This is a genomic window from Staphylococcus sp. EG-SA-2 (assembly GCF_017152085.1).
Map to the genome: position 1 here is coordinate 1 of NZ_JACYHC010000674.1, position 13,946 is coordinate 13,946.

At 33.2% G+C, this 13,946-nt stretch carries 11 protein-coding genes; 10 read left to right on the forward strand and 1 reads right to left on the reverse strand.

Going from position 1 to position 13,946, the window contains the following annotated elements; all coding sequences use genetic code 11:
- The first annotated feature begins 267 nt into the window (after positions 1–267).
- The 6 genes from purB (at position 268) to IDG60_RS12180 (ending at position 8,246) form a co-directional block, all read left to right on the forward strand.
- Positions 268–1,563: an adenylosuccinate lyase gene (gene purB, locus IDG60_RS12155; RefSeq protein WP_000572878.1), complete on the forward strand. Its 1,296-nt coding sequence runs from the start codon at positions 268–270 to the stop codon at positions 1,561–1,563.
- 108 nt (positions 1,564–1,671) lie between these two features.
- Positions 1,672–1,974, forward strand: coding sequence for a YerC/YecD family TrpR-related protein (locus tag IDG60_RS12160; RefSeq protein ID WP_001165363.1), 303 nt, complete (start codon positions 1,672–1,674; stop codon positions 1,972–1,974).
- A 171-nt stretch (positions 1,975–2,145) separates the two neighbouring features.
- Positions 2,146–2,838 (forward strand): heptaprenylglyceryl phosphate synthase, encoded by a 693-nt coding sequence (pcrB, locus tag IDG60_RS12165; RefSeq protein ID WP_000272070.1) that lies wholly within the window; start codon positions 2,146–2,148, stop codon positions 2,836–2,838.
- Entirely contained in the window at positions 2,835–5,027 is a 2,193-nt protein-coding gene (pcrA, locus tag IDG60_RS12170) for a DNA helicase PcrA (RefSeq protein ID WP_000992924.1), read from the forward strand. Before pcrB ends, pcrA begins: the two co-directional genes overlap by 4 nt.
- Before the next feature lie 3 nt (positions 5,028–5,030).
- A complete protein-coding gene (gene ligA, locus IDG60_RS12175; RefSeq protein ID WP_000774556.1) occupies positions 5,031–7,034 on the forward strand; it encodes an NAD-dependent DNA ligase LigA in 2,004 nt (667 codons plus the stop codon).
- A 12-nt stretch (positions 7,035–7,046) separates the two neighbouring features.
- Positions 7,047–8,246 (forward strand): CamS family sex pheromone protein, encoded by a 1,200-nt coding sequence (locus IDG60_RS12180; RefSeq protein WP_000831700.1) that lies wholly within the window; start codon positions 7,047–7,049, stop codon positions 8,244–8,246.
- Between the two features lie 88 nt (positions 8,247–8,334).
- Here the strand turns inward: IDG60_RS12180 and putP are convergent, their stop codons facing one another.
- A complete protein-coding gene (gene putP, locus IDG60_RS12185) occupies positions 8,335–9,873 on the reverse strand; it encodes a sodium/proline symporter PutP (protein WP_000957020.1) in 1,539 nt (512 codons plus the stop codon).
- Between the two features lie 366 nt (positions 9,874–10,239).
- On the opposite strand from putP, the gene gatC reads away from it, so the two are divergent.
- The 4 genes from gatC to IDG60_RS12205 are packed head-to-tail and all read left to right on the forward strand — an operon-like array spanning position 10,240 to position 13,627.
- A complete protein-coding gene (gene gatC, locus IDG60_RS12190) occupies positions 10,240–10,542 on the forward strand; it encodes an Asp-tRNA(Asn)/Glu-tRNA(Gln) amidotransferase subunit GatC (RefSeq protein WP_000170162.1) in 303 nt (100 codons plus the stop codon).
- Between the two features lies 1 nt (position 10,543).
- On the forward strand, positions 10,544–12,001 hold the full coding sequence (gatA, locus tag IDG60_RS12195; RefSeq protein WP_000027917.1) for an Asp-tRNA(Asn)/Glu-tRNA(Gln) amidotransferase subunit GatA: 1,458 nt from the start codon (positions 10,544–10,546) through the stop codon (positions 11,999–12,001).
- Positions 12,002–12,013: 12 nt separating this feature from the next.
- Positions 12,014–13,441 carry an Asp-tRNA(Asn)/Glu-tRNA(Gln) amidotransferase subunit GatB gene (gene gatB / locus IDG60_RS12200; RefSeq protein WP_000545370.1) on the forward strand — a complete coding sequence of 476 codons (1,428 nt, stop codon included), beginning with the start codon at positions 12,014–12,016 and terminating at the stop codon, positions 13,439–13,441.
- Between the two features lie 39 nt (positions 13,442–13,480).
- Complete coding sequence (locus IDG60_RS12205) at positions 13,481–13,627, forward strand: hypothetical protein (protein ID WP_001789566.1); 147 nt, start codon at positions 13,481–13,483, stop codon at positions 13,625–13,627.
- Positions 13,628–13,946: the final 319 nt, after the last annotated feature.

The following is a 13,946-nucleotide window of genomic DNA, read 5'->3' on the forward strand; positions in this document are numbered from 1 at the left end:
AATATATTCTTAATGGATCATTATAAATACCAATTAGATTAAAGTATTGCGAACATTTACAATTAGAAATCAGTATTAATCTGCCATAGATAATTGTATTAATGTAAAAAATAAAATAGAATGAGAATATACGGAAATTTTTTATACATTTATAACCAATTCTGTTAAACTGTGAAGAGTAGAGTTAAAAACGAACTTTTTGTTTATTTTTATTAAAAATGTTCTGTTTTTGAAAATTCGAGTATACATACGATAGGAGTTAAAAAAATGATTGAACGCTATTCTAGAGAAGAAATGTCTAATATTTGGACTGATCAAAATCGCTATGAAGCATGGTTAGAAGTGGAAATTTTAGCATGTGAAGCATGGAGTGAATTAGGACATATACCGAAAGCTGACGTACAAAAAATTCGTCAAAACGCAAAGGTAAATGTCGAACGTGCACAAGAAATTGAACAAGAAACGCGCCATGATGTTGTAGCCTTTACTAGACAAGTTTCTGAAACGCTAGGTGAAGAACGTAAGTGGGTACATTATGGTTTAACTTCTACTGATGTTGTAGATACAGCTTTAAGTTTCGTTATTAAACAAGCAAATGACATTATTGAAAAAGATTTAGAAAGATTTATCGACGTTTTAGCTGAAAAAGCAAAAAATTATAAATATACATTGATGATGGGACGTACACATGGAGTGCATGCAGAACCAACTACATTTGGTGTCAAAATGGCATTGTGGTACACGGAAATGCAACGTAACTTACAACGTTTCAAACAAGTAAGAGAAGAAATTGAAGTAGGGAAAATGAGTGGTGCAGTAGGTACTTTTGCTAACATTCCTCCTGAAATAGAAAGTTATGTGTGTAAACATTTAGGTATTGGCACAGCGCCTGTATCAACGCAAACATTGCAACGCGATCGACATGCATACTATATTGCGACATTAGCATTAATCGCGACGTCACTAGAAAAATTTGCCGTTGAAATTCGTAACCTTCAAAAAACCGAAACAAGAGAAGTTGAAGAAGCATTTGCAAAAGGCCAAAAAGGTTCATCTGCAATGCCTCATAAACGAAATCCAATTGGTTCTGAAAATATCACAGGTATTTCAAGAGTCATTCGTGGTTATATTACTACAGCTTATGAGAATGTGCCATTATGGCATGAAAGAGATATTTCTCATTCTTCTGCTGAGCGTATTATGTTACCAGATGTTACAATAGCACTAGATTATGCATTGAATCGTTTCACAAATATTGTGGACCGTTTAACTGTATTTGAAGATAATATGCGTAATAACATAGATAAAACATTTGGTCTGATTTTCTCACAACGTGTCTTATTAGCATTAATTAATAAAGGTATGGTTCGTGAAGAAGCATACGACAAAGTACAACCAAAAGCGATGATATCTTGGGAAACGAAAACACCTTTCCGTGAATTAATCGAACAAGATGAGTCTATTACAAGTGTTTTAACAAAAGAAGAATTAGATGAATGTTTCGATCCTAAACATCATTTGAATCAAGTTGACACTATTTTCGAACGCGCTGGATTAGCATAAAATTAAATAAAGTAACGATTCAGATTTAATAAAATATAAATCGCTACACTTTAATAGATTAATGCGTTAAAATGACATAAAGAATAAAATTATAGGGGTTGTTTCGATATGCAAATTGAAAAATTACGAGGTGCAGCGTTAGATGAATTGTTTGATGCAATACTAACGTTAGAAAATAGAGAAGAATGTTACCAATTTTTCGATGATTTGTGTACTGTAAATGAAATTCAATCACTGTCTCAAAGATTACAAGTTGCTAAAATGATTAAGCAAGGTTATACCTATGCAACGATTGAACAAGAATCTGGAGCATCGACTGCAACGATTTCTAGAGTGAAACGTTCATTACAATGGGGTAATGATGCTTATACAATGATTTTAGATCGTATGAATATTGAAACAAATGAATAATAAATGAACGATAAACAATGGTTATCTATCTGCACTAATAAGGTAGATAATCATTGTTTTTTCACGAAAAAATTTACAGAGTAAAAGAACTTAAAATTCATATTAAGTCTTTAGAACTCGACACTTAAAAATGCTATAATCATATGTATGTTAAAAAAGGAGTTTCGGAAAATGTATGACATTAAAAAATGGCGCCATATTTTTAAATTAGACCCAGCTAAACATATTTCAGATGATGATTTAGATGCGATTTGTATGTCTCAAACAGATGCAATTATGATTGGTGGAACTGATGACGTTACTGAAGATAATGTCATTCATTTAATGAGCAGAGTAAGAAGATACCCATTGCCTTTAGTACTTGAAATATCAAACATCGAAAGTGTAATGCCTGGTTTTGATTTTTATTTTGTACCTACAGTACTGAACAGTACAGATGTTGTATTTCACAATGGTACATTATTAGAAGCGCTTAAAACATATGGACATAGTATAGATTTTGAGGAAGTAATATTTGAAGGGTATGTCGTGTGCAATGCTGATAGCAAAGTGGCAAAACATACCAAAGCAAATACAGATTTAACAACAGAAGATTTAGAAGCATATGCCCAAATGGTCAATCATATGTATCGATTACCGGTTATGTATATAGAGTATAGTGGCATTTATGGCGACGTATCAAAGGTTCAAGCTGTCTCAGAACATCTAACAGAAACGCAACTTTTTTATGGTGGCGGTATTTCCTCAGAACAACAAGCGACAGAGATGGCAGCTATTGCAGATACAATTATCGTCGGTGATATTATTTATAAAGATATTAAAAAAGCTTTAAAAACAGTAAAAATAAAGGAGTCTAGTAAATGAATGCGTTATTAAATCATATGAATACAGAGCAAAGTGAAGCTGTAAAGACAACAGAAGGACCATTGTTAATTATGGCAGGTGCTGGTTCAGGGAAGACACGTGTTTTAACACATAGAATTGCTTATTTATTAGACGAAAAAGATGTCTCACCATACAATGTTTTGGCTATTACTTTTACAAATAAAGCTGCAAGAGAAATGAAAGAACGTGTTCAAAAATTAGTAGGTGATCAAGCAGAAGTTATTTGGATGTCAACATTCCACTCAATGTGTGTTCGTATTTTACGTCGTGATGCAGATCGAATAGGTATAGAACGCAATTTTACGATAATTGATCCTACAGACCAAAAATCTGTTATTAAAGACGTCTTAAAAAATGAAAATATTGATAGTAAAAAGTTTGAACCTCGTATGTTTATCGGTGCGATCAGTAATTTGAAAAATGAACTTAAAACACCTGCAGATGCTCAAAAAGAAGCCACAGATTATCACTCGCAAATGGTAGCAACGGTTTATAGTGGATATCAACGCCAATTGTCGCGTAATGAAGCGTTAGATTTTGATGACCTTATTATGACAACGATTAACTTATTTGAGCGTGTACCAGAAGTTCTAGAATATTATCAGAACAAATTCCAATATATTCATGTAGATGAGTATCAAGATACTAATAAAGCACAATATACATTAGTTAAATTATTAGCAAGTAAGTTTAAAAACTTATGTGTTGTAGGTGACTCAGATCAGTCAATTTATGGTTGGCGTGGTGCTGATATTCAAAATATCTTATCATTTGAAAAAGACTACCCAGAAGCGAATACAATCTTTTTAGAGCAAAATTATCGTTCGACGAAAACGATTTTAAATGCGGCTAACGAAGTGATTAAAAATAATTCTGAACGTAAGCCAAAAGGACTGTGGACTGCAAATACGAATGGTGAGAAAATTCATTACTATGAAGCAATGACGGAACGTGATGAAGCGGAATTTGTAATACGAGAAATTATGAAGCATCAACGTAATGGTAAGAAATATCAAGATATGGCAATTTTATATAGAACGAATGCACAATCACGTGTACTTGAGGAAACATTCATGAAATCTAATATGCCATACACAATGGTTGGTGGCCAAAAGTTCTATGACCGTAAAGAAATCAAAGATTTATTAAGTTATTTGCGTATAATTGCCAATAGTAATGATGACATTAGTTTGCAACGTATTATTAATGTTCCAAAAAGAGGTGTAGGTCCTTCATCTGTTGAAAAAGTTCAAAACTATGCACTTCAAAACAATATCAGTATGTTTGATGCACTTGGAGAAGCTGATTTTATCGGATTGTCAAAAAAGGTGACACAAGAGTGTCTTAATTTTTACGAGTTAATCCAAAGCTTGATAAAAGAACAAGAATTTTTAGAAATTCATGAAATAGTTGATGAAGTATTACAAAAGTCTGGCTACCGAGAAATGCTTGAACGTGAAAATACACTAGAATCTCGAAGTAGATTAGAAAACATCGATGAATTTATGTCAGTACCAAAAGACTATGAGGAAAATACCCCATTAGAAGAACAGTCATTAATTAACTTTTTAACGGATTTATCGTTAGTAGCTGATATTGATGAGGCAGATACTGAAAATGGCGTAACACTAATGACGATGCACTCGGCTAAGGGCCTTGAATTTCCAATCGTCTTTATAATGGGGATGGAAGAATCTTTATTCCCACATATTAGAGCGATTAAGAGTGAAGATGATCACGAAATGCAAGAAGAACGTCGTATTTGTTATGTAGCAATTACAAGGGCTGAAGAGGTGTTATATATCACTCATGCGACATCAAGAATGTTATTTGGTCGCCCTCAGTCGAATATGCCATCTAGATTTTTAAAGGAAATTCCAGAATCACTATTAGAAAATCATTCAAGTGGCAAACGACAAACGATACAACCTAAGGCAAAACCTTTTGCTAAACGCGGATTTAGTCAACGAACAACGTCAACGAAAAAACAAGTATCGTCATCTGATTGGAATGTAGGTGACAAAGTGATGCATAAAGCCTGGGGAGAAGGCATGGTGAGTAATGTAAACGAGAAAAATGGCTCAATCGAACTAGATATTATCTTTAAATCACAAGGGCCAAAACGTTTGTTAGCGCAATTTGCACCAATTGAAAAAAAGGAGGATTAAGGGATGGCTGATTTATCGTCTCGTGTGAACGAGTTACATGATTTATTAAATCAATACAGTTATGAATACTATGTAGAGGATAATCCATCTGTACCAGATAGTGAATATGACAAATTACTTCATGAACTGATTAAAATAGAAGAGGAGCATCCTGAGTATAAGACTGTAGATTCTCCAACAGTTAGAGTTGGCGGTGAAGCCCAAGCCTCTTTCAAAAAAGTCAACCATGACACGCCAATGTTAAGTTTAGGGAATGCATTTAATGAGGATGATTTGAGAAAATTCGACCAACGCATACGTGAACAAATTGGCAACGTTGAATATATGTGCGAATTAAAAATTGATGGCTTAGCAGTATCATTGAAATATGTTGATGGATACTTCGTTCAAGGTTTAACACGTGGTGATGGAACAACAGGTGAAGATATTACCGAAAATTTAAAAACAATTCATGCGATACCTTTGAAAATGAAAGAACCATTAAATGTAGAAGTTCGTGGTGAAGCATATATGCCGAGACGTTCATTTTTACGATTAAATGAAGAAAAAGAAAAAAATGATGAGCAGTTATTTGCAAATCCAAGAAACGCTGCTGCGGGATCATTAAGACAGTTAGATTCTAAATTAACGGCAAAACGAAAGCTAAGCGTATTTATATATAGTGTCAATGATTTCACTGATTTCAATGCGCGTTCGCAAAGTGAAGCATTAGATGAGTTAGATAAATTAGGTTTTACAACGAATAAAAATAGAGCGCGTGTAAATAATATCGATGGTGTTTTAGAGTATATTGAAAAATGGACAAGCCAAAGAGAGTCATTACCTTATGATATTGATGGGATTGTCATTAAGGTTAATGATTTAGATCAACAGGATGAGATGGGATTCACACAAAAATCTCCTAGATGGGCCATTGCTTATAAATTTCCAGCTGAGGAAGTAGTAACTAAATTATTAGATATTGAATTAAGTATTGGACGAACAGGTGTAGTCACACCTACTGCTATTTTAGAACCAGTAAAAGTAGCTGGTACAACTGTATCAAGAGCATCTTTGCACAATGAGGATTTAATTCATGACAGAGATATTCGAATTGGTGATAGTGTTGTAGTGAAAAAAGCAGGTGACATCATACCTGAAGTTGTACGTAGTATTCCAGAACGTAGACCTGAGGATGCTGTCACATATCATATGCCAACCCATTGTCCAAGTTGTGGACATGAATTAGTACGTATTGAAGGCGAAGTAGCACTTCGTTGCATTAATCCAAAATGCCAAGCACAACTTGTTGAAGGATTAATTCACTTTGTATCAAGACAAGCCATGAATATTGATGGTTTAGGCACTAAAATTATTCAACAGCTTTATCAAAGCGAATTAATTAAAGATGTTGCTGATATTTTCTATTTAACAGAAGAAGATTTATTACCTTTAGATAGAATGGGGCAGAAAAAAGTTGATAATTTATTAGCTGCCATTCAACAAGCTAAGGACAACTCTTTAGAAAATTTATTATTTGGTCTAGGTATTAGGCATTTAGGTGTTAAAGCGAGCCAAGTGTTAGCAGAAAAATATGAAACGATAGATCGATTACTAACGGTAACTGAAGCGGAATTAGTAGAAATTCATGATATAGGTGATAAAGTAGCACAATCTGTAGTTACTTATTTAGAAAATGAAGATATTCGTGCTTTAATTCAAAAATTAAAAGATAAACATGTTAATATGATTTATAAAGGTATCAAAACATCAGATATTGAAGGACATCCTGAATTTAGTGGTAAAACGATAGTACTGACTGGTAAGCTACATCAAATGACACGCAATGAAGCATCTAAATGGCTTGCATCACAAGGTGCTAAAGTTACAAGTAGCGTTACTAAAAATACAGATGTCGTTATTGCTGGTGAAGATGCAGGTTCAAAATTAACAAAAGCACAAAGTTTAGGTATTGAAATTTGGACAGAGCAACAATTTGTAGATAAGCAAAATGAATTAAATAGTTAGAGGGGTATGTCGATGAAGCGTACATTAGTATTATTGATTACAGCTATCTTTATACTCGCTGCTTGTGGTAACCATAAGGATGACCAGGCTGGAAAAGATAATCAAAAACATAACAATAGTTCAAATCAAGTAAAAGAAATTGCTACGGATAAAAATGTACAAGGTGATAACTATCGTACATTGTTACCATTTAAAGAAAGCCAGGCAAGAGGACTTTTACAAGATAACATGGCAAATAGTTATAATGGCGGCGACTTTGAAGATGGTTTATTGAACTTAAGTAAAGAAGTATTTCCAACAGATAAATATTTGTATCAAGATGGTCAATTTTTGGACAAGAAAACAATTAATGCCTATTTAAATCCTAAGTATACAAAACGTGAAATCGATAAGATGTCTGAAAAAGATAAAAAAGACAAGAAAGCGAATGAAAATTTAGGACTTAATCCATCACACGAAGGTGAAACAAATCCTGAAAAGATTGCAGAAAAATCACCAGCCTATTTATCTAACATTTTAGAGCAAGATTTTTATGGTGGTGGAGATACAAAAGGTAAGAATATTAAAGGTATGACGATTGGTTTAGCTATGAATAGTGTTTATTACTATAAAAAAGAAAAAGATGGACCGACTTTTAGTAAAAAACTAGATGATAGCGAAGTTAAAAAGCAAGGTAAACAAATGGCTAGTGAGATATTATCAAGGTTACGTGAAAATGATGATTTAAAAGATATACCAATTCATTTTGCAATTTATAAGCAATCAAGTGAAGATTCAATCACACCAGGTGAATTTATCACTCAAGCGACTGCAGAAAAGAGTCAAACAAAGCTTAATGAATGGCATAATATCAATGAAAAATCAGCTTTATTACCTTCTTCAACAGCAGCAGATTATGATGAAAATTTAAATAATAATTTCAAGCAATTTAATGATAATTTGCAATCATATTTTTCTAATTTCACACAAGCAGTAGGGAAAGTTAAATTTGTTGATAAAAAGCCACAACGATTAGTAGTAGATTTACCAATCGATTACTATGGACAAGCTGAAACAATTGGTATTACACAGTACGTTACTGAACAAGCGAATAAATATTTCGATAAAATCGATAACTATGAAATTCGTATTAAAGATGGTAACCAACCACGTGCTTTAATTAGTAAGACAAAAGATGACAAAGAACCGCAAGTTCATATTTACAGTAATTAATTGTAAATTAAAGATAATAAAAAGGTACCAATGTTAGTCATAATTTTGATTAACATTAGTACCTTTTTAATTTGTTAAGACTTATGAATTATTTTTCTCTAACGATGTCACGAACTTTGTTTAAGTCAGTTTCAACAAATGCACCAGGTTTTTTAGTAAGTTTACTTACAACATATGTAACGATTACACTTACAATAAATCCAGGAATAATTTCATATAAGCCGAATATTTCGTTGATATGTGCCAATGGTTTAATCCACGCAATCCAAACGATAACGACTAAGGCACCTGAAACCATTCCACTTACAGCACCGGCACGTGTCAAACCTTTCCAGTAAAGTGCAAATAGCACAAGTGGACTGAACGATGCACCAAATCCGGCCCAAGCGTTACCTACTAAGTTTAGAATTGTGTCGTTTGGATTCCATGCAATCGCGATGGCAACAATTGCTACAACTAATACAGATAATCTTCCAATCATAACAAATTCTTTTTGGTGCGTTTTAGCTTTTTCTTCACCACGAATTAATTTATAAAAGTCTTCCGTTAGTGAACTAGATGTTACAAGTAATTGTGAAGAAATCGTGCTCATAATTGCAGCTAGAATCGCAGCAAGTAAGAAACCACCTACAAGAGGATGGAAGAGTACTTGACTCATCACGATGAATAATGTCTCAGGATCTTCTAGTTTAATATGATAAGCAGGTACGAATGCAATACCTGTTAAACCAACAGCCACAGCGCCTAATAAACCAACAGCCATCCAGCTAATACCTAAACGTCTAGCTTTAGGTAGCATCTTGTGTGATTTAATAGACATAAACCTTACAATGATATGAGGTTGACCGAAATAACCTAATCCCCATGAAAATAGAGAGATAATTCCTATAAATGATAACCCTTTAAATAAATTTAAATTTGTAGGTTTCATAGCTGCTACATCATGAAACGTTCCCCAGCCGTTTAAATTCATCATAGCAACAATAGGGACCATAACCATCGCAATTAACATAATGACACCTTGGAAGAAATCTGTAATTGATACAGCTAAATATCCACCAAAGAAAGTATAGAAAATGACAATGAAAGCAACTAATATTAAACCGAAATGATAATCTAATCCAAAAGCACTTTCAAATAATTTACCACCAGATACGAAACCAGAATGTGTATATAATGTAAAGAATACTACGATAATCAATCCAGAAATAATCTTTAACACATTATTTTTATCGTTTAAACGATTTTTAAAGAAATCTGGTAATGTAATTGCATCTCCAGCTAATTCGGTATAAACACGAAGTCTAGGAGCAACAACAAAGTAATTTATATAAGCACCTAATGTTAAACCGATTGTAATCCACATAGCTGATAGACCAGTGCTATAGACAGAACCAGGTAGCCCCATAATCATCCATCCACTCATATCTGAAGCTCCAGCTGATAATGCAGTAATATACGGTCCAATACTACGTCCACCTAACATGTACTCGCTTAGGTTACCAGTTGCTTGCTTGTAACCGTAAAAGCCAATAACGATTAGTATCAAGAAGTAGACGGCAATCATAATATAAGTTTGCCAATTGGCATCTACTTGTTGACTTAATGCTGTCCCCATTGTAAGCATGATAAACACTCCCTTTATTTAATTTATAATTTAGTTACTTGAAAACATTATACATAAAGATAAATGTTTAGAAAAGTAGGAAAATTAAATTTATTCTTTTTGAAATACTTGCATACCAATATAGGAAGCGCTTTCGTATTTTTTGGATATGAGCAAATTTTTATAATTAAAATTGCATAATCATAATATTGAATTGGGTTGTCTAATATTAAAAGAGTGTTGTTTTCATAAAAAATGATTTGATAAACGAATGATAATGTTTATACAGTTTATATGAAATTAAAGTAGCACCTCATAAATACTTAGATTTTTAATTGGAAATTTGATACAATTTAGTGATGAATGACTTAAAGGAGGCTTTTATTAATGACAAAAGTAACACGTGAAGAAGTTGAGCATATCGCGAATCTTGCAAGACTTCAAATTTCTCCTGAAGAAACGGAAGAAATGGCCAACACATTAGAAAGCATTTTAGATTTTGCAAAACAAAATGATAGCGCTGATACAGAAGGCGTTGAACCTACATATCACGTTTTAGATTTACAAAACGTTTTACGTGAAGATAAAGCAATTAAAGGTATTCCGCAAGAATTAGCTTTGAAAAATGCCAAAGAAACAGAAGATGGACAATTTAAAGTGCCTACAATCATGAATGAGGAGGACGCGTAAGATGAGCATTCGCTACGAATCGGTTGAGAATTTATTAACTTTAATAAAAGACAAAAAAATCAAACCATCTGATGTTGTTAAAGATATATATGATGCAATTGAAGAGACTGATCCAACAATTAAGTCTTTTCTAGCGCTGGATAAAGAAAATGCAATCAAAAAAGCGCAAGAATTGGATGAATTACAAGCAAAAGATCAAATGGATGGCAAATTATTTGGTATTCCAATGGGTATAAAAGATAACATTATTACAAACGGATTAGAAACAACATGTGCAAGTAAAATGTTAGAAGGTTTTGTGCCAATTTACGAATCTACTGTAATGGAAAAACTACATAAAGAGAATGCCGTTTTAATCGGTAAATTAAATATGGATGAGTTTGCAATGGGTGGTTCAACAGAAACATCTTATTTCAAAAAAACAGTTAACCCATTTGACCATAAAGCAGTACCAGGTGGTTCATCAGGTGGATCTGCAGCAGCAGTTGCAGCTGGCTTAGTACCATTTAGCTTAGGTTCAGACACAGGTGGTTCAATTAGACAACCGGCTGCATATTGTGGCGTTGTCGGTATGAAACCAACATACGGTCGTGTATCTCGATTTGGATTAGTTGCTTTTGCATCTTCATTAGACCAAATTGGTCCATTGACTCGAAATGTAAAAGATAATGCAATCGTATTAGAAGCTATTTCTGGTGCAGATGTTAATGACTCTACAAGTGCACCAGTTGATGATGTAGACTTTACATCTGAAATTGGTAAAGATATTAAAGGATTAAAAGTTGCATTACCTAAAGAATACTTAGGTGAAGGTGTAGCTGATGACGTAAAAGAAGCAGTTCAAAACGCTGTAGAAACTTTAAAATCTTTAGGTGCTGTCGTTGAGGAAGTATCATTGCCAAATACTAAATTTGGTATTCCATCATATTACGTGATTGCATCATCAGAAGCTTCGTCAAACCTTTCTCGTTTTGACGGAATTCGTTATGGTTATCATTCTAAAGAAGCTCATTCATTAGAAGAATTATATAAAATGTCAAGATCTGAAGGTTTCGGTAAAGAAGTAAAACGTCGTATTTTCTTAGGTACATTTGCATTAAGTTCAGGTTACTACGATGCTTACTATAAAAAATCTCAAAAAGTTAGAACATTGATTAAAAATGACTTTGATAAAGTATTCGAAAATTATGATGTAGTAGTTGGTCCAACAGCGCCTACAACTGCGTTTAATTTAGGTGAAGAAATTGATGATCCATTAACAATGTATGCCAATGATTTATTAACAACACCAGTAAACTTAGCTGGATTACCTGGTATTTCTGTTCCTTGTGGACAATCAAATGGCCGACCAATCGGTTTACAGTTCATTGGTAAACCATTCGATGAAAAAACGTTATATCGTGTCGCTTATCAATATGAAACACAATACAATTTACATGACGTTTATGAAAAATTATAAGGAGTGGAAATCATGCATTTTGAAACAGTTATAGGACTTGAAGTTCACGTAGAGTTAAAAACGGACTCAAAAATGTTTTCTCCATCACCAGCGCATTTTGGAGCAGAACCTAACTCAAATACAAATGTTATCGACTTAGCATATCCAGGTGTCTTACCAGTTGTTAATAAGCGTGCAGTAGACTGGGCAATGCGTGCTGCAATGGCACTAAATATGGAAATCGCAACAGAATCTAAGTTTGACCGTAAGAACTATTTCTATCCAGATAATCCAAAAGCATATCAAATTTCTCAATTTGATCAACCAATTGGTGAAAATGGATATATCGATATCGAAGTCGACGGTGAAACAAAACGAATCGGTATTACTCGTCTTCACATGGAAGAAGATGCTGGTAAGTCAACACATAAAGGTGAGTATTCATTAGTTGACTTGAACCGTCAAGGTACACCGCTAATTGAAATCGTATCTGAACCAGATATTCGTTCACCTAAAGAAGCATATGCATATTTAGAAAAATTACGTTCAATTATTCAATACACTGGTGTATCAGACGTTAAGATGGAAGAGGGATCTTTACGTTGTGATGCTAACATCTCTTTGCGTCCATATGGTCAAGAAAAATTTGGTACTAAAGCCGAATTGAAAAACTTAAACTCATTTAACTATGTACGTAAAGGTTTAGAATATGAAGAAAAACGCCAAGAAGAAGAATTGTTAAATGGTGGAGAAATCGGACAAGAAACACGTCGATTTGATGAATCTACAGGTAAAACAATTTTAATGCGTGTTAAAGAAGGTTCTGATGATTACCGTTACTTCCCAGAGCCTGACATTGTACCTTTATATATTGATGATGCTTGGAAAGAGCGTGTTCGTCAGACAATTCCTGAATTACCAGATGAGCGTAAGGCTAAGTATGTAAATGAATTAGGTTTACCTGCATACGATGCACACGTATTAACATTGACTAAAGAAATGTCAGATTTCTTTGAATCAACAATTGAACACGGTGCAGATGTTAAATTAACATCTAACTGGTTAATGGGTGGCGTAAACGAATATTTAAATAAAAATCAAGTAGAATTATTAGATACTAAATTAACACCAGAAAATTTAGCAGGTATGATTAAACTTATCGAAGACGGAACAATGAGCAGTAAAATTGCGAAGAAAGTCTTCCCAGAGTTAGCAGCTAAAGGTGGTAATGCTAAACAGATTATGGAAGATAATGGCTTAGTTCAAATTTCTGATGAAGCAACACTTCTAAAATTTGTAAATGAAGCATTAGACAATAACGAACAATCAGTTGAAGATTACAAAAATGGTAAAGGCAAAGCTATGGGCTTCTTAGTTGGTCAAATTATGAAAGCGTCTAAAGGTCAAGCTAATCCACAATTAGTAAATCAACTATTAAAACAAGAATTAGATAAAAGATAATTTAAATCATCAAACTATGAAGATTTAAAAAATAAACCCTTGATTGCTGACTTAGATGCAATCGAGGGTTTATTTATATCTATAGAAGTCATATTACTTTTAACTTTATTCATTGTACATGTTAATGGTAAAAATATTAATTTTATTAATGCGTTAGCTTTAATTATATTAAGGCAAACTGTATAATAAAAAGGTATAAAACATTTTTGTATAAAGACAACATTATATTTACAACATCATTTTAAAGGTAAAATAGCATAACTGACGAAGTCTATATAATGAAGAACGGCAAAAAATGCTGAATAAATAACAAGCTTTGTACATATTGAGATAGTATTTGTTTAAGATACAAGTTGGTCTTTAACGATATTAAGAATGATGAAATAAGACTGAGCCTGGGTCATAAATTCAATGTCCTAGGCACTACAATGTTATATTGGCAGTAGTTGACTGAAAGAAAATACGCTTGTAACAAGCTTTTTTCAATTCTAGTGGGGCCCCAACA

What these genes read in the sequence shown, in the direction of transcription:
- ligA (WP_000774556.1), top strand. Translation starts at nt 5,031, where the DNA reads ATGGCTGATTTATCGTCTCGTGTGAACGAGTTACATGATTTATTAAAT.
- IDG60_RS12180 (WP_000831700.1), top strand. Translation starts at nt 7,047, where the DNA reads ATGAAGCGTACATTAGTATTATTGATTACAGCTATCTTTATACTCGCT.
- gatB (WP_000545370.1), top strand. Translation starts at nt 12,014, where the DNA reads ATGCATTTTGAAACAGTTATAGGACTTGAAGTTCACGTAGAGTTAAAA.
- IDG60_RS12160 (WP_001165363.1), top strand. Translation starts at nt 1,672, where the DNA reads ATGCAAATTGAAAAATTACGAGGTGCAGCGTTAGATGAATTGTTTGAT.
- pcrB (WP_000272070.1), top strand. Translation starts at nt 2,146, where the DNA reads ATGTATGACATTAAAAAATGGCGCCATATTTTTAAATTAGACCCAGCT.
- gatC (WP_000170162.1), top strand. Translation starts at nt 10,240, where the DNA reads ATGACAAAAGTAACACGTGAAGAAGTTGAGCATATCGCGAATCTTGCA.
- putP (WP_000957020.1), bottom strand. Translation starts at nt 9,873, where the DNA reads ATGCTTACAATGGGGACAGCATTAAGTCAACAAGTAGATGCCAATTGG.
- pcrA (WP_000992924.1), top strand. Translation starts at nt 2,835, where the DNA reads ATGAATGCGTTATTAAATCATATGAATACAGAGCAAAGTGAAGCTGTA.
- gatA (WP_000027917.1), top strand. Translation starts at nt 10,544, where the DNA reads ATGAGCATTCGCTACGAATCGGTTGAGAATTTATTAACTTTAATAAAA.
- purB (WP_000572878.1), top strand. Translation starts at nt 268, where the DNA reads ATGATTGAACGCTATTCTAGAGAAGAAATGTCTAATATTTGGACTGAT.